A 24,213-nucleotide genomic window follows, 5' to 3' on the forward strand; every position below is an offset into this window, starting at 1 on the left:
ATGTATCTGTTCCGTCTGGCCATGGCCAGCCTCGCCAACCGGCGTTTCACTGCCCTGCTCACCGCTTTCGCCATCGCGCTTTCTGTCTGCCTGCTGCTGGCGGTGGAGCGGGTGCGCACCGAAGCCAAGGCCAGTTTCGCCAGCACCATCAGCGGCACCGACCTGATCGTCGGCGCCCGTTCCGGTTCGGTGAACCTGTTGCTGTACTCGGTATTCCGCATAGGCAACGCCACCAACAACATTCGCTGGGACAGCTTCGAACACTTCGCCAGCAACCCGAAGGTGAAGTGGGCGATTCCGATGTCCCTCGGCGACTCCCATCGCGGCTACCGGGTGATGGGCACCACCGAAGCCTATTTCGAGCATTACCAGTACGGTCGCCAGCAGCATCTCGAACTGGCCGACGGCCGCGCCTTCGCCACCGATCCGTTCGAAGTGGTGCTCGGTGCCGAAGTGGCCGAGGCGCTGCATTACAAGCTCGGCGACAAACTGGTGCTGGCCCACGGCGTGGCGGCGATCAGTCTGGTCAAGCACGATGACAAACCGTTCACCGTGGTCGGGATTCTCAAGCGCACCGGCACCCCGGTGGACCGCACGCTGCACATCAGCCTCGGCGGCATGGAGGCGATCCACATCGACTGGCACAACGGTGTGCCGGCCCGTGGCAACGGACGGATCAGCGCCGATCAGGCGCGCAACATGGACCTGACGCCGCAAGCGATCACCGCGTTCATGCTTGGCCTCAACAGCAAGATTTCCACCTTCGCGCTGCAACGGGAGATCAACGAATTCCGTGGCGAGCCGATGCTGGCGATCCTGCCGGGCGTGGCCTTGCAGGAGTTGTGGAGCCTGATGAGCACCGCTGAAAAAGCGTTGTTCGTGGTCTCGCTGTTCGTGGTGCTGACCGGGTTGATCGGCATGCTCACGGCGATTCTCACCAGCCTCAACGAACGCCGCCGCGAGATGGCGATCCTGCGTTCGGTAGGCGCGCGGCCGTGGCACATCGCGAGCCTGCTGGTGCTGGAAGCATTTGCTCTGGCGCTGACCGGGGTGATCGCCGGGCTGGCGTTGCTGTACCTCGGCATCGCCGCTGCTCAGGGTTATGTGCAGGCCAATTACGGGCTGTATCTGCCGCTGGCCTGGCCAAGCGAGTATGAATGGACGCTGCTCGGTGGCATTCTGGCTGCCGCGCTGCTGATGGGCAGCGTACCGGCCTGGCGCGCGTATCGCCAATCATTGGCCGATGGCCTGTCGATCCGTTTATGAGGATGTTCACCATGCCCCGCGCCGTGCTTGCGCTGCTGTTGCTGGTCGCCCTGCCCGTGTGGGCGGCGGCGCCGAAAGATCTGACCTGGTCGGAGATGATCCCGCCGGACGCGGCGCCGGAAGTGCCGAACATGACGCCGCTGCACGACCTGTCGAAGATGAGCGATGCGCTGTCCGCCGAATCGGCGCCGGCAGCCAAGCAGGACATGCCCAACGCCCCCGTGGTGCAAAGCCTCGATGGCCAGAACATTCGTCTGCCGGGTTACATCGTGCCGCTGGAAGTCAGCGAAGAAGGTCGCACCACGGACTTCCTGCTGGTGCCGTACTTCGGCGCCTGCATCCACGTGCCGCCACCGCCGTCGAACCAGATCGTGCACGTGAAAAGCGAACTCGGCGTGAAGCTCGACGAGCTGTATCAGCCGTACTGGGTCGAGGGGCCATTGCAGGTCAAGCAGTCCACCAGCGAACTGGCCGATGCCGGGTATCAGATGGAAGCGGACAAGATTTACGTCTACGAACTGCCGGAGTAACTCCGGTAATTCTGTACTGTTTGGCCCATTGTCTTCGCGAGCAAGCTCGCTCCCACAGTTGACCGAGCTCTAATGTGGGAGCGAGCTTGCTCGCGAAGGGGCCGGCAAAGGTTCCACAAATAAACCCGCCATCACTGTTTCATTGAGCTGAGTCAAAAGACCGTATCAGACGGATTCGTACCATAGGACATCAAACATTTTTAACGTCCTTTGGGAGCTTCCATGAACAAGTCCTTGCTCAGCGCCTCGCTGTTTGCCCTCGCGCTCGCAGCCCCGCTCGCCCACGCCCACGAAGCCGGCGACATCATCGTTCGTGCCGGTGCGATCACCGTCAACCCGAAGGCCGACAGCTCCAGCGTCAAGGTCGATCAGGGTCCGCTGAGCGGCACCAACCTGGGCGGCAAGGCGACCATGAGCAGCGACACCCAACTGGGTCTGAACTTCGCCTACATGCTGACCAACAACATCGGTATCGAGCTGTTGGCCGCGTCCCCGTTCGAACATGACGTGAAGCTCAAGGGCACTGCCCTGCCAGCCGCCAACGGCAAGCTCGGCACTCTGAAACACTTGCCGCCGACCCTGAGCGTCGTCTACTACCCGCTGGACGCGAAATCGGCCTTCCAGCCGTACATCGGCGGCGGCATCAACTACACCTGGATCTACGACGAGCACGTCGGCAGCGAAGCCCAGTCCAACGGCTTCAGCAACTTCAAGGCGAAAAACTCCTGGGGCCTGGCCTGGCAGGTCGGCGCCGACTACATGCTGACCGACAACATCATGCTCAACGCCCAGGTGCGCTACATCGACATCGATACCCGCGCCACCGTCGAGAACAACGCCGTGGCTCCTGGCACTCGCGCAAAAGTGAATGTTGATGTCGATCCATTTGTGTACATGGTCGGTCTGGGCTACAAGTTCTAAGCAGCAATCAAAGAACGTTCACGTGGTGGTGAATGAGGCTTGGTGGCGGGCAGACTCAGAACTGACGGCGATGTTACGCCATCGACCGGGGAGCAAGCTCCCTCGCTACAGGAAACCGGTTTAAAAACCGAATTCCGGCCGTGAAAAAGGCGCCTGTCAAAAGGCGCCTTTTTCATGTCTGCGAAAAGCTCAGCGGCCGAGCAAACGGGCCAGGCCGACGTTCATCGGCGTTGGCGTCGGGCACTTGAATCGCTCAAGCAACCGACTGTTGTTCGCCCGCGAGTGGCGGATGTCACCGGAGCGCGCCGGGCCGTAGCTGACGGGCGGCAATTCGCCGACCACCGCTTCGAGCGCGGCCAGCATCTGCTTGAGATTGGTCGCCTGATTCCAGCCGACGTTCACCGCACCGACGTCCACTTGCGGCTTTTCGATCGCCTGCACCAGCACATCGACCAGATCTTCGACGTACATGAAATCCCGGGTCTGCTCGCCATCGCCGAACACGGTGATCGGCAGGCCTTTCTGCGCGCGTTCGCTGAAGATGCTGATCACACCGGAGTACGGCGAGGACGGATCCTGACGCGGGCCGAAGATGTTGAAGAAACGGAAGATCGCCGGTTCCAGACCGTGCTGGCGGCGATAGAAATCGAAGTACTGCTCGCCGGCCAGTTTGTCCGACGCATAAGGCGTCAACGGCGCCTTGGGCGTGTCTTCGTCAATCGACTCGCCTTCGCCATTGTTGCCGTAGACGGCTGCGCTGGAGGCATACAGCACACGTTTCACGCCGGCCTCGCGCATGGCTTCGCAGACGTTCAGCGTGCCGATGAAATTGCTCTGGTGAGTCTTTACCGGATCGTCCACCGACGCCTGCACCGACGCCACGGCGGCCAAGTGCGCGACCGCGCTGCAACCCTGCATCGCTTGCGCGACCAGAGCGGCATCGGCCACATCGCCGACGATCAACTCGACCCTGGGATTGTCCAGCGGCAGATTGCTGCGCTTGCCGGTCGACAGATCATCGAGGATCCGCACCGAATGGCCGTTGGCGAGCAACGCGTCAGTCAGGTGCGAGCCGATGAAACCGGCGCCGCCGGTGATTAAAACAGGGCCGTCAGCCATGGCGATAAAACCTATCCAGTAAGCCCGGGAGCGCGGCACGCCAGGCGCGCGGCTTGATCCCGAAGGTGTGCAGAATTTTCTTGCAGGCGAGCACCGCGTGTTGCGGTTCTTCGGCGGCATCCGGCCGCGCGGCGTGGGCCTGGGCGGTCGGCGCTTCGATGGCCAGCGGGTGCAGGCCGCGCGCTTCGGTGAGAATCGCCTGGCCCAGCGCGAGCGGCGTGGTCGCCTCGTGGCCGGCGTAGTGGTAAGTGCCCCACAGCGGCGCGGCGCAATCGAGTTGTTTGAGCACCGAGATGATTACCCGCGCGGCATCGTCGACCGGGGTCGGATTGCCACGGCGGTCATCGGCCAGCAGCAATTCTTCCGGCTGTTCGGCACGGGCCAGGAAGCGCCCGAGGGTGCCTTCCGGGCTGTCGTCGAGCAGCCAGCCAAAGCGCAGCAGCACGTGTTGCGGGCAAGTGGCACGCACGCTCTGCTCGATCCGCCACAGGGCCTGACCGCGCAGGCCCAACGGCACTGGCTCGTCCTTTTCGCTGTAGGCGGTGGCGCGGGAACCGTCGAACACCCGATAACTGGACGGCTGCACCAGCACGATGTTGTGGTGCTGGCACAGTTCGGCCAGTCGCTCGATGGCGCGTTCCTGCCCGGCCAGACGGCTTTCGCTGACGGCCTCGGCCTGGAACCAGTCGAAATAGTAGGCAAGGTTGATCAATGCATCGGGACGGGTGTCGTCGAGCAATTGGGTCAGGCTCGCGGCATCCCAGCCGTCTTCGGGCGGGCGGGGGGCGAGGAAACCGATGTCTTCCTCTGCACCGAGGCGAATCAGCGCCTGCCCAAGGGCATTTCCGCCGCCCAGTAACATAAGGCGCATTCGCATAGAGTCAGCAGGCCCAGTCTGATTGGAACGATGGCTTTGGCGACGATGCTCGTGGCAGCGTCGTCGATAATTGCCGGAATCGTTGCATTTTGCGGGTTTAGTGCGCAACCGTCACCCGTAAAGTGTAGATCCCGAGCGGTACTTGCAACTTCGCCCGCCCACCCGCATAACTGAAGTCATGAATCTGCCCCTCCCCAAGGACGCGGCCCTGGCAGGCTTCCACCCCGCCGTCAGCGCCTGGTTCAGCAGCACATTCCCGACGGTGACCGCCGCCCAGGCCCGCGCATGGCCGTTGATCCGCCAGCGCCGCTCGACGCTGATCGCTGCGCCCACCGGATCTGGGAAAACCCTCACCGCATTCCTCGCCGTGCTCGACGATCTGGTCCACCGTGGCCTGGAAACCCCGGACGGTCTGCCGGACGAAACCCTGGTGGTCTACGTTTCGCCGCTCAAGGCGCTGTCCAACGACATCCGCATCAATCTGCAGAACCCGCTAGCCGGGATTACCGACCAGCTGCGCCAAATGGATCTGCCGGCGCTGGAAATCACCACCGCCGTGCGCACCGGCGACACCCCGCAAAAAGACCGCGCCGCCATGCGCAAGAGCGCGCCGCACATTCTGGTGACCACCCCGGAATCGCTCTATGTGCTGCTCGGCTCCGAGTCCGGCCGAAAAATGCTCGGCACCACGCGCACGGTGATCGTCGATGAAATCCATGCCATCGCCGCCGGCAAACGCGGCAGTCACCTGGCCTTGAGCCTCGAACGCTTGCAGGCGCTGTGTCCTGAACCGCTGACCCGCATCGGTCTTTCGGCCACGCAGAAACCGATCGATGCGGTGGCGCGTTTTCTGGTGGGTCATGAGCGCCCGTGCGAAATCATCGACATCGGCCACGCGCGCCCAAGGGATCTGGGCATTGAAGTACCGCCGGTGCCGTTGTCGGCGGTGATGGCCAATGATGTCTGGGAACTGGTCTACGACCGTCTCGCCACGTTGGCCCGGGAACACCGCACCACGCTGATTTTCGTCAACACCCGACGTCTGGCCGAGCGCCTGAGTCGGCACCTGAGCGAACGCCTCGGCAAACACGCCGTGGCCGCGCACCACGGCAGTCTGGCCAAGGAATTTCGCCTCGACGCCGAGCAGCGACTCAAGCGTGGCGAGCTGCAAGTGCTGATCGCCACCGCGTCGCTGGAACTGGGGATCGACATCGGCGAAGTCGACCTCGTCTGCCAGATCGCCTCGCCACGTTCGATCGCCGGTTTTCTGCAACGGGTCGGCCGCTCCGGGCACCAGGTCGGCGGCACGCCCAAGGGGCGCCTGTTCGCCACCACTCGCGACGACCTGATCGAATGCGCCGCCCTGCTCGACTGCGTGCGCCGGGGTGAACTCGATACGCTGCACATCCCCGAAGCGCCGCTGGATGTGCTGGCGCAGCAGATCATCGCCGAGGTCAGTTGCCAGGAATGGGCCGAGGACGATTTGCTCGCGCTGTTCCGCCGGGCCGAACCCTACGCCCGCCTCGACGAAAAACATTATCAGGCGCTGCTGAGCATGCTCGCCGAGGGTTACAACGGCCGCCAGGGCATCCGCAGCGCCTACCTGCACCGCGACGCCGTCAGCCGAACCCTGCGCGGACGACGCGGCGCCCGGCTGACCGCCGTCACCAGCGGCGGCACCATCCCCGACAACGCCGACTACAGCGTATTGCTCGAACCTCAGGGCCTGAACATCGGCAGCGTCAACGAAGACTTCGCTGTGGAAAGCATTGCCGGTGATGTGTTCCAGCTCGGCAACGCCTCCTATCGCATCCTGCGGGTGGAAACCGGCAAGGTTCGGGTCGAAGATGCCCACGGCCAGCCGCCGACCATCCCGTTCTGGCTCGGCGAAGCACCGGGACGCAGCGATGAGTTGTCGGCGGCCGTGGCGCGCCTGCATGCGCAGCTCGATCAATTGCTCAGCGCCAGCCCCGGCAACTTGCAACCGGCCATCGACTGGCTGACCGACACCCTCGGCCTGAACCCGGCCAGCGCCGAACAGCTGGTGGATTACCTGGCCCGCGCCCGCCTCGCCCTCGGCGCCTTGCCGTCGCGCGACACGCTGCTGATGGAGCGGTTTTTCGACGAGTCCGGCGGCACCCAGCTGATCATTCACTCACCGTTCGGCAGTCGTATCAACCGCGCCTGGGGCCTGGCCCTGCGCAAGCGTTTCTGCCGCACCTTCAACTTCGAATTGCAGGCCGCCGCCAGCGAAGACGCGATCGTGCTGTCGCTGTCCACCAGTCACAGTTTCGAACTCGACGAGGTCTGGCGTTATCTGCACAGCAACAGCGCCGAGCACATTCTGATTCAAGCCGTGCTGGATGCACCGCTGTTCGGTGTGCGCTGGCGCTGGAATGCCGGCGTGGCGCTGGCCCTGCCGCGTTACACGGGCGGGCGCAAGGTCGCGCCGCAATTGCAGCGGATGAAAAGCGAAGACCTGATCGCCAGCGTGTTTCCCGATCAGATCGCCTGCCTGGAAAACCTCGCCGGTGAACGGGAAGTCCCCGAGCATCCGCTGGTGGAACAGACCCTCGACGATTGCCTGCACGAGGCGATGGACAGCGAAGGCTGGCTCGAACTGCTGCGGCGCATGGAGCGCGGCGAAGTGCGCCTGATCGCCCGCGACCTGCCGGCGCCCTCGCCGTTGGCGGCGGAAATCCTCAGCGCCCGCCCTTACACCTTTCTCGACGACGCGCCGCTGGAAGAGCGTCGCACCCAGGCCGTGCTCAACCGCCGCTGGAGTGATCCGCAATCCACCGACGACCTCGGCGCGCTGGACGCCGACGCGATCAACGCCGTGCGCGAAGAAGCCTGGCCGACGCCGAACAGCGCCGATGAAATGCATGAAGCGCTGATGAGCCTGGCCTGCATCAGTGACGCCGAAGTCGAGGCCAATCCGCATTGGCGCGAGTGGCTGAATGCTTTGGCCGAAACCGGGCGAGCCTGCCGATTGCAGATCGATCCCGAGCACTCACTGTGGCTGGCAAGAGAACGCCTGACCTGTCTGCAAGCGCTTTATCCACAGGCGCATTCTGAACTGGCCGCGTTGCCCGGTTTCGACGAAGCATGGACCGCCGATGAGGCACTGATCGAAGTGATCCGCGCGCGGCTCGGCGCATTCGGTCCGCAACCGCTGGTGGCGATTGCCGAACCGCTGGCCCTGATGCCGGCCGCTGTTCATCAAGCCCTCGCTCATCTGGAGCGTGAAGGTTATGTACTGCGCGGCCAGTTCACGCCGGGGTCGACCGTTGAGGAATGGTGCGAACGGCATCTGCTGGCGCGCATTCACCGCTACACGGTCAAGCGTCTGCGCCGGGAAATCGAGCCGGTGGCGTTGCAGGAATTCATGCGGTTTCTGTTCGACTGGCAGCACTTGTCCCCGTCAACCCGTGGTCAGGGCAGCACTGTGTTGCCGGCGATTGTCGGTCAGTTCGAAGGCTATCCGGCTGCTGCTTCGGCGTGGGATAGCGATCTCCTTCCCGCGCGGCTCAAGGACTATTCACCGAGCTGGCTGGATGATTTGTGCCGCAGCGGCAAACTGGTGTGGACGCGCCTCAGCGCCCGGCAAAACATCAGCGGCACGGCGTTGCGCAGCACACCGATCGTGTTGCTGCCGCGCAGTCAGGCCGGCTTGTGGAGTGCGCTGGCCGAGCAGACGCCGGTCAGTGAACTGTCGCCCAAGACCCGCAAGGTTTTCGACGCACTGAGCCAGCACGGCGCGCTGTTTTTCGATGAGCTGATCCATGAAGCGCACCTGCTGCGCACCGAGCTGGAAATCGCCTTGCAGGAACTGGTCGGCGCCGGTCTGGTAAATGCCGACAGCTTTGCCGGATTGCGGGCATTGATCACTCCGGCGAGCAAGCGCCAGCAGCGAAGTAGTCGACGCGGGCGCGGGTCGTTTGTCGGTGGCATGGACGATGCCGGGCGCTGGGCGTTATTGCGTCGCGGGCCGGTTGTGGAAAACCGTCAAACCGCGTCGCCCGAAACACTTGAACACGTCGCCATAACCTTGTTGCGTCGCTACGGCGTGGTGTTCTGGCGCCTGCTGGAACGCGAAGCCGATTGGTTGCCGAGCTGGCGCGAACTGCTGCGTACGTTCCATCGGCTGGAAGCCCGGGGCGAGATTCGCGGCGGGCGCTTTGTCAGCGGTCTGGCCGGCGAGCAATTCGCCCTGCCCGAGGCGATTCCGCTGTTGCGCGAAGTCCGCCGTCGCCCCCATGACGGCAGCCTGATTGCGGTGTGCGGCGTCGATCCGCTGAACCTCGCCGGCACCTTGTTGCCGGGGGCGAAAGTGCCGGCGCTGGCGAGCAATCGGCTGGTGTATCGCGACGGCCTGCCGGTCGCTGCCGAGGTCGCGGGCAAGCAGCAATTCTGGGTGGAACTGGATCAGGTTTCCATGGAGCAGGTGCGCAGCAAACTGATCCGGCATTGATGTAAACCGGTCTGGCCTCTTCGTCGGATCGCCGCCCGGACCAAGCCCGCTCCCACAGGGTTCTTTGTGATGCCGAAATAGCAGGCACCGCCCAATTACTGTGGGAGCGGGCTTGCCCGCGAAAGGGCCGGCACATGCACTACAAGAACGCCTATTGAGTCGGCGATTGCTCCGGCAACACTACCGACGAATGCACCGGCGCCACCTCTTCTTCCTGGCGTTTGGGCAGCAAAACCTGCTGTGGATAAGTCTGGGCGAAATGCACCCACGGGCTGTTATCCACAAGCTTTTTCAAACGCTGGTTGAACGCGCGGCTCACCGCATATTGCCCACCGGAAACCGTGCGGAATTGCGCGGTCAGCACCACGCCGTTCAGGTCCATCTTGTCTACGCCAAATACATCCAGCGGCCCTTGCAGGTTGTACTTGAGGAATGGATCTTCGCGAATCGAATCCCCCGCCTCGCGGATCAGCTCGATGGCCTTGTCGACATCGGTGTCGTAGGTGAACTGCACCGAGAAAAACGCGAACGCAAACTGCCGTGATTGGTTGGTCACCGCCTTGATCTGACCGAACGGCACCGAGTGCACAAAGCCCTTGCCGTCGCGCAGGCGCAAGGTGCGAATGGTCAGGCCTTCGACCGTGCCGGCATGCCCGGAATCGAGCACCACCCAGTCGCCGATCGACAGGGTGTCTTCGATGATAATGAACAGCCCGGTAATCACGTCCTGCACCAGTTGCTGCGAGCCGAAACCGATGGCCAGGCCGACCACCCCGGCACCCGCCAGCAGCGGCGCGACGTTGATCCCGAGATTGGCCATGGTGGTGATCGCGCAGATCACCACGAGGATGATTTTGATCGCGTTGCGCAACAGCGGCAGGATGGTTTTCACCCGGGTGCTGGGCTGGCGCGCCGAGCGTTTGCTGACCGGCGGTTTCAGCGCTTCCTGAATCGCCGTGTCGAGCACCACCCACAGCAGCCATGTCACGAGGAAGATCAGGCCGATGCTGCTCAGGGCATTGCTGATCGCCCGGCCGACCGTGCTGCTTTGCGCAAAGTCGAGCAGCGACACGCCCCATATCCGCCCGAGGATATCGATGAATGCAATTGCGATGACGATCCGCAGCAACGCATGCAACAGGCTGAGGAAACGCTCCTTGTAGGCACTGCTGCGCTGGATTGCCTCGGCCTTGCGCGACTTGAACAGGTGTTGCAGCACGGTGCTGAGAAACACCGTGCCGATCAGCAGCACGGTGGTGAACAGCGCACAGCGCAGGGCCTTTTGATTGTCCTCGCCGATGCCGATCAGATTGACCGCCGAGACCAGCACCATCAGCACGATCGGCCAGTACCAGAGCCCGGAAAAAATCCGCAGCGACTCCTGCAACGACGGCTGTTTCAGACGCTGGACCAGCGGGCGATTGCGGATCAGGTGCGCCACCGGCCGACGCAGGCGAATCACCAGCAGACCGAAGATGATCGAGGCCAGCAGACCGGTGAACACCGCGATGCTGCTGGTGATGTTGCCGCCCAGTTGCCGGGCGATCTGCGGGCTGGTCAGGGCATCGCTGAGGGCGGCGAGAAAGCCGATCAGGAACAGCGGTTTCGGGCAGTAGTCGCGGATGATCTGCACCGCACGGCGCTTGTGGCCGACGTTGAACATCACCACCACGCACAACAGCATCGACGTGGAAAATATCCCGCTGCTGGTGGCGTAGGCAAAACACAGCGCCAGCGCGCGACCGACCGAGGCCGACAGAAAATGGCTGACGTACAGGGTCAACGGCAGGCAGATCAGCGCGGGCAGCGTGTAGGGCAACAGGTAACCGAGCAGGTCCTGACTGCGTTGGCGGGTGCGCAGCCAGCGCCCTTCCCGCAGACGTTTGCCCAGCACGCTGCCGAGCACCGTCAACACGGCAAACGTGCCCAGCCACACGCCGGAGAGCATCAGGAAATCCCCCGCCACGCTCCAGCCGGAGCGGTTCGAGGGTTGGTTGACCAGCCTGTCGACTTCATCCGCCGCCCGGTCGGCGCGCAGGCGCCAGGCGTCGACCAGATGCTCGTTGAGATCGAGTTTGTCCTGCACGTCGTCGATGCTGGAACTGATGGCGCCGAGCAGTCCGCCCTGCACGATCGGTTCCGGCTCGGCCGGCTCTTCACTGGCCGCCGGAACGCCCGGCAGGCTGGCGGCTTGTACTGCATTGCCGCCGAACAACAGCAATGCCCCCAATAGAATCGCGATCCTGAACCTGGTCAAAACGCAGAGCTCCCTTGGTTGAACCTGTAAGGAACTGATCGGTTTTGGCCCGGCAAGTTCGGTTTTTGCGGTTGATCGTTCCCAAGCTCCACTCCCCTCGTTGATCGTTCCCACGCTCCGCGTGGGAATGCAGCCAGAGACGCTCCGCGTCTCGAAGAGCGGACGCAGAGCGTCCACGGAGGCATTCCCACGCAGAGCGTGGGAACGATCACCTTACGATCAGCGTTAGGGCTGATATTTGCGTCGCACGCAAATATCAAATGCCCATCCCCGTATTTTTCCACCCCCGCCAAACCCCGACACTGCGCTCCATTCAATCCTCAACCGGAGTGCCGTCATGCCCATTGCCCTGCTCGCGCTGACCCTCAGCGCTTTCGCCATCGGGACGACCGAGTTCGTCATCGTTGGCCTGCTTCCCACCATCGGCGCCGATCTCGGCGTCAGCCTGCCGTCCGCCGGTCTGCTGGTCAGTCTGTATGCCCTCGGCGTAGCCATCGGTGCGCCAGTGCTGACCGCCCTCACCGGCAAAGTCCCGCGCAAACTGTTGCTGCTGTCGCTGATGGTGCTGTTCACCCTCGGCAACCTGCTGGCCTGGCTGGCGCCGAGTTATGAATCGCTGGTACTGGCGCGAATCGTCACGGGTCTGGCCCATGGCGTGTTCTTCTCCATCGGTTCGACCATCGCCACCAGCCTGGTGCCCAAGGAAAAAGCCGCCAGTGCGATTGCGATCATGTTCACCGGCCTGACCGTGGCGCTGGTCACCGGCGTGCCACTGGGCACGTTCATCGGTCAGCACTTCGGCTGGCGTGAAACCTTCCTCGCCGTGTCGGCGCTGGGTGTCATCGCGTTCATCGGCAGCCTGCTGTACGTGCCGAACAACATTGCCCACAGCAAACCGGCGTCGCTGTTGCAGCAATTGCAGGTGCTCAAGCAACCGCGCCTGTTGCTGGTGTACGCCATGACCGCCATCGGTTACGGCGGCTCGTTCATCGCCTTCACGTTCCTGGCGCCGATCCTTCAGGACATCTCCGGCTTCAGCGCCGGCACCGTCAGCCTGGTGTTGCTGGTGTACGGCGTGTCGGTGGCCGCCGGCAACATCTGGGGCGGCAAACTGGCGGACAAACGCGGGCCGATCAGCGCGCTGAAAATCATCTTCGCCCTGCTCGCCGCCGTGCTGTTCGTGCTCACCTTCACCGCCGGCAACCCATGGCTGGCGCTGGCCACCGTGCTGGTCTGGGGCGCAGTCGCCTTCGGCAATGTGCCGGGCTTGCAGGTGTATGTGGTGCGTCAGGCTGAACATCACACGCCGCACGCCGTGGACGTGGCATCAGGCCTGAACATTGCCGCGTTCAACCTCGGGATTGCCGGCGGTGCGTGGGGTGGCGGTTTGATCGTCGAGCACATCGGTCTGATCCATACCGCGTGGATCGGCGGCCTGGTGGTGCTGGTGGCATTGGCCCTGACGGCATGGAGCGGTCGCCTCGATCGCCTGGGCCCGGTGTACGCCGAACCTGCCGAAGGCTCCGCCCGAATCGTCACCGGGCACTGATCCGGCGCAGCCTGACCGTCCGTAATCCCGTCGAAACTTTCCCGAACCGCCCGCAGTCATCCACAGACAGAGGCCGTACGGGGACTTTCGACGGGAGGGCGGCATGGCAACGATTCATATCGGTATTTCAGGCTGGCGTTACGCCCCGTGGCGCGGGGACTTTTACCCCAAGGGGCTGGCGCAGAAACGCGAATTGCAGTTCGCCTCACGGGCGGTCAACAGCATCGAAATCAACGGATCGTTCTACGCCCTGCAACGGCCGGAACGCTACGCCCAGTGGTACGCCGAGACGCCGGATGACTTCGTGTTCAGCATCAAGGCGCCCCGCTTCATCACCCACATCCGCCGCCTGCGCGATATCGAAAAACCCCTGGCCAATTTCTTCGCCTCCGGGGTACTGGAACTGAAGGAAAAATTCGGCCCGGTCCTCTGGCAGTTCCCGCCCAACTTCACGTTCGACCCCGAGCGCTTCGAAGCCTTTCTCGATCAGTTGCCCCACGACACCCAGGCTGCCGCCGAGCTCGCCCGCCAACACGACTCACACCTGCACGGCCACGCGAGCATGAAGGCTTACGGCAAAAAACCGCTGCGCCATGCCGTGGAAATCCGCAACGACAGTTTCATCGACGCCGACTTCGTGCGCTTGCTCAAACGCTACAACACCGCGCTGGTGATCGCCGACACCGCCGGGAAATGGCCGTACCGCGAAGACCTGACCAGCGATTTCGTCTACCTGCGCCTGCACGGTGCCGAAGAGCTCTACGCCAGCGGCTACACCCGTGCCGCGCTGCAACGCTGGGCCGAACGGATCGACGCCTGGCACCATGGCCAGCAACCGGGCGACGCCCATTTGATCGCTCCGCGTCTGAAGCCTCGTGCCCGTAAATCCCGCGAGGTTTTCTGCTACTTCGACAACGACATCAAGGTCCGCGCGCCGTTCGATGCCCGCAGCCTGTTACAGCGCTTCGACCTGGATAAAAACCTCGAGACCATGCCCGGTGAACCGGCCGCCGAAGGGGTACTCGCATGAGCATTCCCGAGCCGGTCGGCTTCACCGACGAGCAGACCACGGTCATCACCACGGTGCGCCGTTTCACCGTGCTGACGGTCAATACCCACAAGGGCTTCACCGCACTGAACCGGCGTTTCATCCTGCCGGAATTGCGCGAAGCGGTGCGTAGCGTGTCCGCCGATGTGGTGTTTCTGCAGGAAGTCCACGGCACCCACGAGCACCATCCCAAACGCTACGAAAACTGGCCGACGATGCCCCAGTACGAATTTCTCGCCGACAGCCTCTGGCCGCAGTTCGCCTACGGACGCAATGCTGTGTATCCGGACGGCGATCACGGCAATGCGGTGCTGTCGAAATTCCAGATCGTGCGCCATGACAACCTCGACGTTTCGATCAGCGGCCACGAAAACCGCGGCCTGTTGCACTGCGTGCTGCGCCTGCCGGGAGACGACCGTGAAGTGCATGCGATTTGCGTCCATCTGGGCCTGCGCGAAAGCCATCGCAACGATCAACTGGGCTTGCTGCGAGAACGCCTTTCCGAGTTGCCCAGTGACGCGCCGGTGATCGTCGCCGGCGATTTCAACGACTGGCGCCAGCGCGCCGATGCCTTGCTTGAACCCTGTGGCCTGCGTGAAGTGTTTGCGGCGCATCACGGCAAACCGGCGCGCAGTTTTCCCGCGCGCCTGCCGCTGCTGCGCCTGGACCGAATCTACGTGCGCAACCTCAAGGCCAGTCAACCCAAAGTGCTGGCGAACCGTCCCTGGTCACACCTTTCCGACCACGCGCCGCTGTCGGTGGAGATTGAACTATGAGCAGTGCACCGTTGGAGAAATCCGCCGTGGAGCCAGTCAGCATCACCCCGCCGGTGCGCGAGCCCGGCACCGTCGATGTCGAGTATCGCTGGCAGGGCAACAACCGGCTCGAGCTGCTGGAAAACGGCGAGGAATATTTTCCCCGGGTGTTCGAAGCGATGCGCGCGGCGAAAAGCGAAATCCTGCTGGAGACCTTCATCGTCTTCGAAGACAAGGTCGGCATGGAATTGCAGGAAATCCTGATCGATGCCGCCCGGCGTGGCGTGCGCACCACCGTCAGCCTCGACGGCTTCGGTTGTGGCGAACTGAGCACCGGTTATCTGACCGCGTTGAGCGATGCCGGCGTGCATTTGCAAATCTTCGATCCGGCCCCGAAACGCTTGGGCATTCGCACCAACTGGTTCCGCCGCCTCCACCGCAAGATCGTGGTGGTCGACGGGTTGATTGCGTTCATCGGCGGGATCAATTTTTCCGGCGATCACCTGGCCGATTTCGGCCCCGAAGCGAAGCAGGATTATTCGGTGGAAGTTCAGGGCCCGGCCGTGGCCGACATCCATCATTTCGCCCTGCTGCAAAGCGGCCGACCGGGACGCGCACGGTTCTGGTGGCAAAGGCGCCGGCAGCGTCGCGCCGAAATGGCCTTCGATGATCACGACGGTCAGGTGCGTCTGGTATTCCGCGACAATGATCGCCACAACACCGACATCGAAGACGTTTATTTGCAGGTACTGCGCCGCGCCCAACGGCGGGTGGTGATCGCCAACGCCTACTTCTTTCCCGGCTATCGCCTGCTGCGCGAAATCCGCAACGCGGCCCGGCGTGGGGTCGAAGTGCGGCTGATTTTGCAGGGGCAGCCGGACATGCTGGTGGCCAAACTCGCCGCGCGCATGACCTACGACTACCTGCTCAAGGCCGGGGTGCAGATTCACGAATATTGCGAGCGGCCGCTGCACGGCAAAGTGGCTCTGGTGGACGAGGAATGGAGCACCGTCGGCTCGAGCAATCTCGACCCGCTGAGCCTGTCGCTGAACCTGGAAGCCAACGTGCTGATCCGCGACCGCGCCTTCAATCGCCACTTGTTCGAGCGCCTCGAAGACCTCAGCCACAACCACTGCAAGGCGATGGACGCCGCGAAGTCGCCGCGCGGGCGGATCTGGCACATGACCGTGGGCTTTCTGGTGTTTCACTTCCTGCGGCATTTCCCGGCGATGGCCGGCTGGCTGCCAGCGCACAAGCCACGGCTCAAACCCTTTACCCATGCCGCCGGGAGCGATCCGTCATGAGCCATTCCGAAGCCCACGCGGCGGTGCATCCGACACCGGCGGGCAAGTCCCGCTGGAGCCGCTGGAAACGCCCGCTGACCCTGCTGTTTTTCCTCGCGCTGATCGTGCTGCTGACGATGTTCGCCAGCCGCATCGAATGGGCCGAGGTGCTGCAAACTCTCGCCGACTTCAAGGTGCGCACGCTGATCATTGCCTCCAGCCTGACCCTGCTGAGCTTTCTGGTGTACGCCAGTTTCGACCTGATCGGCCGCACCTACATTCGTCAGGACCTGACGTGGAAACAGATCCTGCCGGTGGGCGTCATCAGCTATGCGTTCAACCTCAATTTGAGCGCGTGGGTCGGCGGGATCGCCATGCGTTATCGGTTGTATTCGAGGCTCGGGGTGAGCAAAAGCAACATCGCCAAGATCCTCGGCCTGAGCCTGGCGACCAACTGGTTCGGCTACATGACCATCGCCGGCGTGGTGTTCGCCAGCGGGCTGGTGCGGATGCCACCGGGCTGGAAAATCAGCAGCGGTGCGTTGCAGGGCATTGGCGTGTTGCTGCTGTTGGTCAGTGTCGGCTATCTGGTCGCCTGCCAGTTTTCCCGGCGGCGCGAGTGGTCGATTCGCGGGGTAGAAATCAACCTGCCGTCGCTGCGCATGGCGGTCCTGCAATTGCTGCTCGGGGCATTGAACTGGTCGCTGATGGCAGCGGTGATTTTCACCTTGCTGCCGAGCAAGCTCGACTATCCGCTGGTGCTCGGGGTGCTGTTGATCAGCGCGATTGCCGGGGTTATCACCCACATTCCCGCCGGGCTCGGCGTGCTGGAAGCAGTGTTCGTGGCACTGCTGCAACACGAGGCTTCGCGCGGCAGTCTGGTGGCGGGGTTGCTGGCGTACCGAGCGATCTATTTCCTGCTGCCGCTGCTGATTACCGTGCTGATGTACCTGGTGGTAGAAGCCAAGGCCAAGGCGTTGCGGATCGAGAAGAAACCCAAATCTGATCAGCGCGACTGAATGATGCTCAACCGCTCGCCCACCACCATTTCGGTGATCCAGTCGACGAGGATCGAGGTGTAGGCCTGCTGCGAGGTTGGATCGCTCAGGGCATGGTCGGCGCCATCGATGATGCGGTGAGTCAGCGAGTGAGTCTGCTGGCACGCGGCGCGGTAACTCATGATCGTCGCGTGGGGCACGTAGTCATCGGTTTCCGACTGCACCAGCAGCACGTCCCCGGTGAATTGCGAGCAGGCATGCAAGGCGCGGTTGCTGTCGGCGCGCACCAGCGTGCCGCGATAATCGCGCAGGTCGGCCTTGTCGAGATCGCGCTTGGGCGTGTGCCATTGCTCGTCGCGATACAGCGCCGGCACCCGCAGCGCCAGCCAGCGCACCGGGCGCAGCGAGGTCAGGATCGAGGCGAGATAACCGCCATAGCTGGTGCCCACTACCGCGATAGCCGAGGTGTCCAGCGCCGGATGGGCGAGCAGCCGGTCGTAAGCCGCCAGCAAGTCACGCAGGTTATCTTCGCGGGTCACCCGGCTCAGCGGAATGCCGGTGCCGCCGGTGTGCCCGCGCAGGTCGAACGTCAGGCACACACAACCCAGGCCGGCGATACCTTTGGCCCGTTCCAGATCCCGCTCCTGACTGCCGCCCCAGCCGTGCACGAACAACACGCCGGGGACTTTCGATTTGGGACTGAGGAACGTCCCGCTCATCTGTTCATCATCAATGTCGATTTGAATGCTTTCGCTTCTAGCCGTCATAGGATTTGACCGTTACATATTTGAGGAGAAAGTCGCTGTTCTCGGCCGGCCCGCGATACACCTCGATGGCATCCACCGGCAGGGCCTGATCGATATAGGTTTCCACCGACGACACGCGGATCGCGCGCATCGAGGGATCGTTGACGAAACTTTGCAGCGCCGCCACTTCCGCGCTGCTGGCGCCGCCCATGCGCCAGGACTGTTCGAGCACGCCACTGCGCGGCCGGCCTTCGCTGTCCAGGCCCTGGGCGATGTCGTAATTGCGCCGCGAGGCATAAAAACGCGGATAGGCTTCGTCCGCCGCCCGGTCGAAGACCTGCGCCTGCTGGATCGCCAGACGCACGTCGTCGGGCAGATCCAGCGTCAGCAGATCCTCATAACCGCCCTGCACCACGAGCAGGTTCGAGCCGCCGTACACTTCCTCGCCGTGGGCATCTTTGGTCAAGTATTGATCACCGCAGTAACTCAGCACCCGGTCGCCGATGAACGACTGGCCAACGCTGTGGGTGACCACCTGACTCAAATCCTGCTCCAGCACCACGCCATCGCTGAACAGTTCTCCGGCCTCGGGTCGGGCGAGGATTTCGTCGAACGCATCCAGGCTCTTGATTACTTCCTGACCGCGCCCGGCGCAGGCGTGGATCGGCTTGATCCGGATCGGCCCGCTGTACAACAGATGTTCGGCGGCGGGCCGTGCATCCTCCAGCGCAAAGACGCTGAGCCCGTCCAGCACCACGGTGCGCACCCGCTCGGAAAACAGCGGCGACCAGCCTTGCGGCGCATGGGCCTGATGGCTGCGCAAACCGTGGCTGATGGCTTTGGTGCAGATGAAATCGTGCTCGACGAAACCGCCCCATAGATCCTCGGGGCCCCTGATGCCCAGTTCATGGGCCTTGGCGGCGCCGACGATGGTTTGGGTCGGCAGCAGATACAGGTCGCGACCGCGGTGCTTTTGCGCGTCGTAGCTGCCGCCAAACTTGAATCCGAGAATCTGCGCCAGCCATCGCGCCAGCGCCTTGTTGGTTTGCACTTCGTGTTGCGGCGCGCCGGGGCGCACGGAATTGGCGACCACTATTTTGTTGCGAGGTGTCGGGGTCATGCGTCCCCCCTTCCAGCGGCTCGGTGAATGTAGTTCAGAGGGTGCAGAGATCAGGCCAAACGGCAGCGGATAGAAAAAGCGCGTGGCATCAGCAGATTAAGGGATAGGTGATGGCATCACGCCCGTCGCGTTTTGCACGACAGGCTTCTATTGGGCGGCATATTGCACGATGGCTCAAGGCGCTGCTTTCGCCGCCGCTTTGGCTGCAGCCGCCGCTTTGACGACCGCTGGGTCTTCGATGGAATAGCCAATGGTCTGAATCCGGTTGGAAGTTCCCGAGCCAAATACCGCAACCATCTCATAGTCACCCGCCGTTCTGGCTCCGCTACCTACGGTGAAGCACGTGTTGTTCGGCGTCGACTTGCCATCATTTTTCTTGATCTCAGACTCACCCAGCACTTGCGGAACACCGGCTGCTCTCTTGCGGTAAAACTGTGCATTGATTGAAGTAACTGTCGCCGGATGATTCAGGCAGTATTCGGCGGCTGTCAGACTGGGAGCAAATTCGCCCCTTTCATTCACCGGAGAGACAAACGACAGGACCTGCTGACTTTGCAAATCCTTCGCCCTCGCAGCGTTCAACGCATCTTCGGCCAATTGATAATCCGACGTTCTGAGTCCGCTCAGAGCACCTTTCTTGCTCAGATTCTGGATGGCTTCCTCCGCCGTTCCCAACAGCCGGCGCTTTTCCCAAAGCGTGGCATCACCGCCCTTGACCACCGTGAAGCTCAGCCAGGTCTTGTCGGTGAATACATTGCTCCCTGCTGACGTATCGACCACTTTTTGATTTAGATGTCTGATTTTACTCAGATCGATCGGGCTCAAGGCCTTGCCGTCCGGGGTGTCCGTCAGTCCGCGACGCAAGGCGACCGGAATCAGCAGCGCCGCATCACCCAGCCAGGTTACCGGATTGGCGGTGGTCCCCCCATGGGTCAGATAACCGAAGCAATTGCCCAGAGAACAGCGCTCCTGATTGATCAATACATAGTTGCCGGGTGACAGTGCGATATAGCTGCCTTGCTGACCAATTTGCCCGGTATCTCCCACCAGATCGAAGTCGATCTGCATCACCACATCGTCCTTGTTGAGACTCAACAGACTCTTGGCGACTTCTTTGGCGAACTTTATTTCTGCGGCAGTAACCGGATTCTCAAGAGACAGGGTCTGGCTGGCAGAGGTGATGAAATCCAGGAACGCCGCCGAGTTTTCATTCTCGCCCTGATCGTATTCAAGAATGGTCAGACGTACGTTGATATGGTCAGAGTCGAGTTTTTTCGGACCGTACAGAAGCTTACTGAGAAACGGCGTCCCCGATTGGTCAGCCACGCCCAGATAGGGGCCAAGGACTTTGCTCACAGTGTCGTCCTTGGTGCCAGCATTCACCTCTGTGAACTCGGCCACGATCACTACCTCATTGACCCCGTCAAAATCACGCAGGTATTTGAAATAGCCGTCAGTCAGATAAATGGCAAAAACGTCATCCTGTCCGAGCGACCCATTGGCAGCCTTCCTTATCGCGGGATCATGCTCCGTTGTATCGTAAATGCTGGTCAGTTCCCGCGACTCGCCATTACTCGAATTCGCTCCACCCTTTTCACGATACAGATGCGCTGTTCCAGTCGGCACAGCGCATCCGGTCATGAGAGCAGCACCTGCAGCAAACAGCGCTGCCGATCTGAAAGCCTTGGCAAAGGTCATGACCGGCATGATTTCGTCCTTGATCGCGTCTGGGGAGTTGACAACATGGTCAATTGGCCACTATCAGCGTAGTCAGGCGCTTTCAGTAGTCAACCCGGCCAGGGATCAACCGGATACAGATCAAATCGCTGCGGTGTTCACTATCGCTCTGGCTTCGCCAAGTAACCGCTTGAACTTTTGCTCATTGGAGCCGAATCCCCAGGTCGCTGCCGTCTTCTCGTATGGCAAGTCAGGATATCTGCCGATCAATTTCGCGAGCCATGTCGGCGTTTGTGCGTAATCACTCCGGTTGGAAAACAATTTACCGATCAATAGCGTCAGCAGCTTTGGATCGGTTTCATATTCGATCAGCATTTCGATGATCTGCGTCCGTAACTGCTGACCCTCTTGGCTTGGCCCGCACCGATCATCTCCGGTGCTGGCGTACACCATTGTGGAACGGGCCCGAGAGTCGCCGGACATCAGAATTTTATTTACCAGTTCAATCAGTCCTGGCCACGCACAAGATGCGCAAGCGGCTTCATACACCAGACTCTCAACCACCCTGGCGACCACCGCAGCATCCTGTGGCATCTGCTCAAGTACCTGCATCAACAAGGGCTGCAGGATGATGAATCGAGCGACATCCAAAAAGTTGTCATGCGCTGTCGAAACCTCAAAGCCGCCCAGCGCTTCAACCATGACTTCGCCCAAAAGAACGCGGGTTACGATTCGCTGGGCGAGCAATGCGAAATCTTCTTTGAAAAATGCAAGGCACACACTGACATTGGCGCTATGCAAACCTGGCGACTCGATCAGTTCCCGTGCGGCCTCCTGATCACCTCCCCGGGCCAGAGCATGCAGGCAGATATCGCGCAGTGTCGCGTTATGTTCATGGTCAATGAGCAATCGCATGGCTTGGATTACGGCGCTGACGGGTTCGCCCTCAGCGGTTTCCATGCCTCTCGCCAGTGAAATGAGCGCCGACAAACCAAATACGCGCGATTCGAGAATCGTTTGTATCAGGACGGCCACCTGATCCGGGAAATCGCGAGCCAACAGTCTCAGCATCTGACGGGTATATTCGCTGTCGTTCACTGCCAGCGCTTGCAAGGCCGACCACATCCGTTTTTTCGCCGACAGGTAAAACAACGCCCTTGCCACATCACCCATTACGGATTCAGAGGTGTCCTGCAAGGCGTGGGTCAAACCGAATCGTTCAATCAGAAATGTCCAGCTGTTGCCTTGAGATTCCTCAAGTACCTGCAACATGGCTTGACGCCAGGGCGTCACGCTGAAACCTGGTTGCAATCGGTGTCCCAGCCAGTGTTTTTCCCGCCAGTCGTAACCAGACTCGCCTTTGGCCAGTTCCCAGAGCAGCCTGATGCGCTGCTCCTCCGACCATCGATCGGAGGTCAGCAGTTTCAGCAACGACTCGTTCGGTTCAAATATCAGAAAGATATTTCGCTCCTGGCAATTTCGTCCCATCGTGGCTGCCAATGGCTCCAGTGAAGTCCAGTCAGGCAGTGCTTCGAACACCGAGCACGCAAGACTGCGAGCAATGTCCATCGGGCCCTCCTGCACACTCTGGATCAGCCGCTGTAACTGCACGACTGCCTGATCGGCATCACTCACTGCCAGATCGGTCAATGCGGAACGCAATGCCCCCATCTTCAGCGGAAAGGCGTTGAGACAAGGCAGATCACTAATCGTCTGCGCCACATCCAGGCACCGGCCGTGAAGTCGTTCGGACACTTCGTCAGGCTCAACGCGAAGCTGCCCCTGGGCTTCGATAATGAAGTTGCCACGCCTGAGCGCTTCATAGGCCGCCAGATTGAATCCAGGCATGCCGGACAAGCCACTGAAGGCCAACAAACCCTGCTCAGAACGGGCAAGGGCTTTGGACACACATTCAATGAACTCTGCCAATTGCTCACTGAGAATTTCGTGGTCGGAAATCACCTGACGTTTTCGGTGTTCGATGAATCGATCGACGATCTGTCCTGGCCTGAGTGCAAATCCCGCTTCGGCCTGAATTTGAGCACTGAACCACATCATGCTCGGATGTCGATAACGAGCCAATGATGGATCTCCCAGACGCGCTGCTGCCAACCCGGCTTCGTCGTCTGTGAAATCGTCGAGCTGAATAAGGGGAGCGCCATAGTGCGGCGTAAATACAAGTGAGGAGAACTCCAGATTTGCGTGGAGTCGCCCTATCGTCTCCGGCCGGCCGGTCAGGACCAGTTTCAACTGCGTTTTCGTCATTTGAGCCAGAGTCAGGTCCATCCACTGATTCAAATGACGAGAGAATGCCGGAGCCCGATCAAGGCCATCGATCAGCACCAACAGCGGAGTGTGCTGCAGCCAGTAGGAAATCTCCGAAGAGCTCAGTGAGTACCCTTCATCCACGCCGATGTGTTCACTGATCAAACGACAAAGACTGACAACGAGGCCAGCATCATTGTCATGGAGACTTTCTGCTGCGACCAACAAGACAGGGCGACCCTGCGGGGTGGCAGCAATATTGGCGCACCAACTGGTCTTGCCTTTTCCCGAGCCGCCACTGAGTACCATCAGGGAATTCGGTGAACCGATGAACTTCAACAGGTAGCCGTCCAGCACCCGTCGGGTCACATAGAGTTCAGGATCAATCCTCCCACTGCTCAGCAGCTGACCGATCCGTGCTTGCGTCATGGCCTTGACCACATCTTGAAGCTGGACCTGCAAGCCCTCAAGGCTCAAGCGACGTGAAGAAACCTCGATCCCTTCTCGCCTCAAAATGTCCCACAACCCTGCCAGATCCACAGAGCTTCTGAGTGTCGCGACTTTGAGGCAACTCGCATTTAGCGTCGTCCACGCCTGTCGGGCCTGCTCAGGCTTGAGCAAAACCTGATGCAGCCGCTCTATCGCATAATTTTCGTCCTGCCCGTCCATCGTCTCCAGAATGGTGACATGAGCGCAGCTCAAGAAATCGCGAAACTTTTTCTCAACCTGACGGGCACTTTTTTTCAAGCTCAGAGATTCAACCTCGAATCGCTCCTTGAGCCGGTCAAATGCAGCCTTTTTGGCATCGCTGGTCAGTAACACGTCAAGCGATGTGTCTTTTGCCAAGTCATGACAACTTCGCAACAGGCTCCTGACCGCCACGCGCACCGTACTCGAAGCGGTCATATCGGTGGCAATCACCAGCCTGTCAGTTTTGCAGGAGAAACCGCTACTCCAGAACTGTCGCACCAACTGGGCCAGCGCCTTGTTGAACTCTGCCCCGAGCACCAGACCATGCTTGATCTGAATGTAAACCGTACCGTGTGGAAGTAACTGCAGCACCAGATCATCGACGTGCGTCGAGCTCTCGCAAGCCAATGACTTGATGTTGTGTACCGTGCTCAACTTCCAGGGCAGCGAGATACTCTTTCCAAGCAAAAGCTGCACCGCGCACCACGCCCCGACAGAACCTGCATAGACTGCTCCGCCGGTACTTGCTGCTCCACCTGCAGAACCTCGAGCATTGGTGCCGCCTTTTGTATTGCTCATGAACATCCTTTTAGTCATTGCCTGAAAGCGAAATCTGCCGCGGGCCAAAGTCTGGAGGT

The 24,213-nt window shown here is 61.4% G+C and carries 16 protein-coding genes; 9 read left to right on the forward strand and 7 right to left on the reverse strand.

Annotated elements, in window-relative coordinates; all coding sequences use genetic code 11:
• From CAF90_RS27425 to CAF90_RS27435, 3 genes are all read left to right on the forward strand, one after another.
• A complete protein-coding gene (locus CAF90_RS27425; protein ID WP_074691637.1) occupies positions 1-1,266 on the forward strand; it encodes an ABC transporter permease in 1,266 nt (421 codons plus the stop codon).
• Positions 1,267-1,277: 11 nt separating this feature from the next.
• The gene (locus CAF90_RS27430; protein ID WP_064384123.1) at positions 1,278-1,796 is read left to right on the forward strand and encodes a DUF3299 domain-containing protein; all 519 of its coding nucleotides are present in this window, start codon (positions 1,278-1,280) and stop codon (positions 1,794-1,796) included.
• A 222-nt stretch (positions 1,797-2,018) separates the two neighbouring features.
• Positions 2,019-2,717 (forward strand): OmpW family protein, encoded by a 699-nt coding sequence (locus tag CAF90_RS27435; RefSeq protein ID WP_007955593.1) that lies wholly within the window; start codon positions 2,019-2,021, stop codon positions 2,715-2,717.
• 189 nt (positions 2,718-2,906) lie between these two features.
• Here the strand turns inward: CAF90_RS27435 and CAF90_RS27440 are convergent, their stop codons facing one another.
• Both CAF90_RS27440 and CAF90_RS27445 read right to left on the reverse strand, forming a co-directional pair.
• A complete protein-coding gene (locus CAF90_RS27440; RefSeq protein WP_085609118.1) occupies positions 2,907-3,836 on the reverse strand; it encodes an NAD-dependent epimerase/dehydratase family protein in 930 nt (309 codons plus the stop codon).
• Positions 3,829-4,713: a sugar nucleotide-binding protein gene (locus CAF90_RS27445; RefSeq protein ID WP_045121788.1), complete on the reverse strand. Its 885-nt coding sequence runs from the start codon at positions 4,711-4,713 to the stop codon at positions 3,829-3,831. The genes CAF90_RS27440 and CAF90_RS27445 overlap by 8 nt, the downstream gene beginning before the upstream one ends.
• A 178-nt stretch (positions 4,714-4,891) precedes the next feature.
• Between CAF90_RS27445 and CAF90_RS27450 the strand changes: the two genes are divergently transcribed.
• Positions 4,892-9,187, forward strand: a complete 4,296-nt coding sequence (locus CAF90_RS27450; protein WP_085609119.1) for a DEAD/DEAH box helicase — start codon at positions 4,892-4,894, stop codon at positions 9,185-9,187.
• Between the two features lie 151 nt (positions 9,188-9,338).
• Here CAF90_RS27450 and CAF90_RS27455 read toward each other — a convergent pair whose 3' ends face one another.
• Positions 9,339-11,444 (reverse strand): mechanosensitive ion channel family protein, encoded by a 2,106-nt coding sequence (locus CAF90_RS27455; RefSeq protein WP_085609120.1) that lies wholly within the window; start codon positions 11,442-11,444, stop codon positions 9,339-9,341.
• Positions 11,445-11,781: 337 nt separating this feature from the next.
• Between CAF90_RS27455 and CAF90_RS27460 the strand changes: the two genes are divergently transcribed.
• From CAF90_RS27460 to CAF90_RS27480, 5 genes are all read left to right on the forward strand, one after another.
• The gene (locus CAF90_RS27460; RefSeq protein ID WP_085609121.1) at positions 11,782-12,993 is read left to right on the forward strand and encodes an MFS transporter; all 1,212 of its coding nucleotides are present in this window, start codon (positions 11,782-11,784) and stop codon (positions 12,991-12,993) included.
• A gap of 103 nt (positions 12,994-13,096) precedes the next feature.
• Positions 13,097-14,023 (forward strand): DUF72 domain-containing protein, encoded by a 927-nt coding sequence (locus CAF90_RS27465; RefSeq protein ID WP_085609122.1) that lies wholly within the window; start codon positions 13,097-13,099, stop codon positions 14,021-14,023.
• Positions 14,020-14,817: an endonuclease/exonuclease/phosphatase family protein gene (locus CAF90_RS27470; RefSeq protein WP_085609123.1), complete on the forward strand. Its 798-nt coding sequence runs from the start codon at positions 14,020-14,022 to the stop codon at positions 14,815-14,817. Before CAF90_RS27465 ends, CAF90_RS27470 begins: the two co-directional genes overlap by 4 nt.
• Positions 14,814-16,100: a cardiolipin synthase ClsB gene (clsB, locus tag CAF90_RS27475; protein ID WP_085609124.1), complete on the forward strand. Its 1,287-nt coding sequence runs from the start codon at positions 14,814-14,816 to the stop codon at positions 16,098-16,100. Before CAF90_RS27470 ends, clsB begins: the two co-directional genes overlap by 4 nt.
• On the forward strand, positions 16,097-17,098 hold the full coding sequence (locus CAF90_RS27480; protein WP_085609125.1) for a lysylphosphatidylglycerol synthase domain-containing protein: 1,002 nt from the start codon (positions 16,097-16,099) through the stop codon (positions 17,096-17,098). Before clsB ends, CAF90_RS27480 begins: the two co-directional genes overlap by 4 nt.
• Here CAF90_RS27480 and CAF90_RS27485 read toward each other — a convergent pair.
• The 4 genes from CAF90_RS27485 to CAF90_RS27500 form a co-directional block, all read right to left on the reverse strand.
• Positions 17,086-17,844, reverse strand: a complete 759-nt coding sequence (locus tag CAF90_RS27485) for a S9 family peptidase (protein WP_007955615.1) — start codon at positions 17,842-17,844, stop codon at positions 17,086-17,088. The two genes, CAF90_RS27480 and CAF90_RS27485, sit on opposite strands and share 13 nt — an antisense overlap.
• Positions 17,834-18,943: a DUF3182 family protein gene (locus CAF90_RS27490; RefSeq protein WP_085609126.1), complete on the reverse strand. Its 1,110-nt coding sequence runs from the start codon at positions 18,941-18,943 to the stop codon at positions 17,834-17,836. Before CAF90_RS27490 ends, CAF90_RS27485 begins: the two co-directional genes overlap by 11 nt.
• Positions 18,944-19,117: 174 nt before the next feature.
• Complete coding sequence (locus CAF90_RS27495; protein ID WP_085609127.1) at positions 19,118-20,650, reverse strand: hypothetical protein; 1,533 nt, start codon at positions 20,648-20,650, stop codon at positions 19,118-19,120.
• A 111-nt stretch (positions 20,651-20,761) separates the two neighbouring features.
• Positions 20,762-24,154 carry an NACHT domain-containing protein gene (locus CAF90_RS27500; RefSeq protein WP_170929429.1) on the reverse strand — a complete coding sequence of 1,131 codons (3,393 nt, stop codon included), beginning with the start codon at positions 24,152-24,154 and terminating at the stop codon, positions 20,762-20,764.
• Positions 24,155-24,213: the final 59 nt, after the last annotated feature.

Origin of the sequence: Pseudomonas sp. B37(2017) (genome assembly GCF_002112885.1) — a bacterium.
Lineage (GTDB): Bacteria > Pseudomonadota > Gammaproteobacteria > Pseudomonadales > Pseudomonadaceae > Aquipseudomonas > Aquipseudomonas paraglycinae.

Coding starts and splice junctions, on each gene's coding strand:
- CAF90_RS27425 (WP_074691637.1), top strand. CDS start 1: ATGTATCTGTTCCGTCTGGCCATGGCCAGCCTCGCCAACCGGCGTTTC.
- CAF90_RS27430 (WP_064384123.1), top strand. CDS start 1,278: ATGCCCCGCGCCGTGCTTGCGCTGCTGTTGCTGGTCGCCCTGCCCGTG.
- CAF90_RS27435 (WP_007955593.1), top strand. CDS start 2,019: ATGAACAAGTCCTTGCTCAGCGCCTCGCTGTTTGCCCTCGCGCTCGCA.
- CAF90_RS27440 (WP_085609118.1), bottom strand. CDS start 3,836: ATGGCTGACGGCCCTGTTTTAATCACCGGCGGCGCCGGTTTCATCGGC.
- CAF90_RS27445 (WP_045121788.1), bottom strand. CDS start 4,713: ATGCGAATGCGCCTTATGTTACTGGGCGGCGGAAATGCCCTTGGGCAG.
- CAF90_RS27450 (WP_085609119.1), top strand. CDS start 4,892: ATGAATCTGCCCCTCCCCAAGGACGCGGCCCTGGCAGGCTTCCACCCC.
- CAF90_RS27460 (WP_085609121.1), top strand. CDS start 11,782: ATGCCCATTGCCCTGCTCGCGCTGACCCTCAGCGCTTTCGCCATCGGG.
- CAF90_RS27465 (WP_085609122.1), top strand. CDS start 13,097: ATGGCAACGATTCATATCGGTATTTCAGGCTGGCGTTACGCCCCGTGG.
- CAF90_RS27470 (WP_085609123.1), top strand. CDS start 14,020: ATGAGCATTCCCGAGCCGGTCGGCTTCACCGACGAGCAGACCACGGTC.
- clsB (WP_085609124.1), top strand. CDS start 14,814: ATGAGCAGTGCACCGTTGGAGAAATCCGCCGTGGAGCCAGTCAGCATC.
- CAF90_RS27480 (WP_085609125.1), top strand. CDS start 16,097: ATGAGCCATTCCGAAGCCCACGCGGCGGTGCATCCGACACCGGCGGGC.
- CAF90_RS27485 (WP_007955615.1), bottom strand. CDS start 17,844: ATGACGGCTAGAAGCGAAAGCATTCAAATCGACATTGATGATGAACAG.
- CAF90_RS27490 (WP_085609126.1), bottom strand. CDS start 18,943: ATGACCCCGACACCTCGCAACAAAATAGTGGTCGCCAATTCCGTGCGC.
- CAF90_RS27495 (WP_085609127.1), bottom strand. CDS start 20,650: ATGCCGGTCATGACCTTTGCCAAGGCTTTCAGATCGGCAGCGCTGTTT.
- CAF90_RS27500 (WP_170929429.1), bottom strand. CDS start 24,154: ATGAGCAATACAAAAGGCGGCACCAATGCTCGAGGTTCTGCAGGTGGA.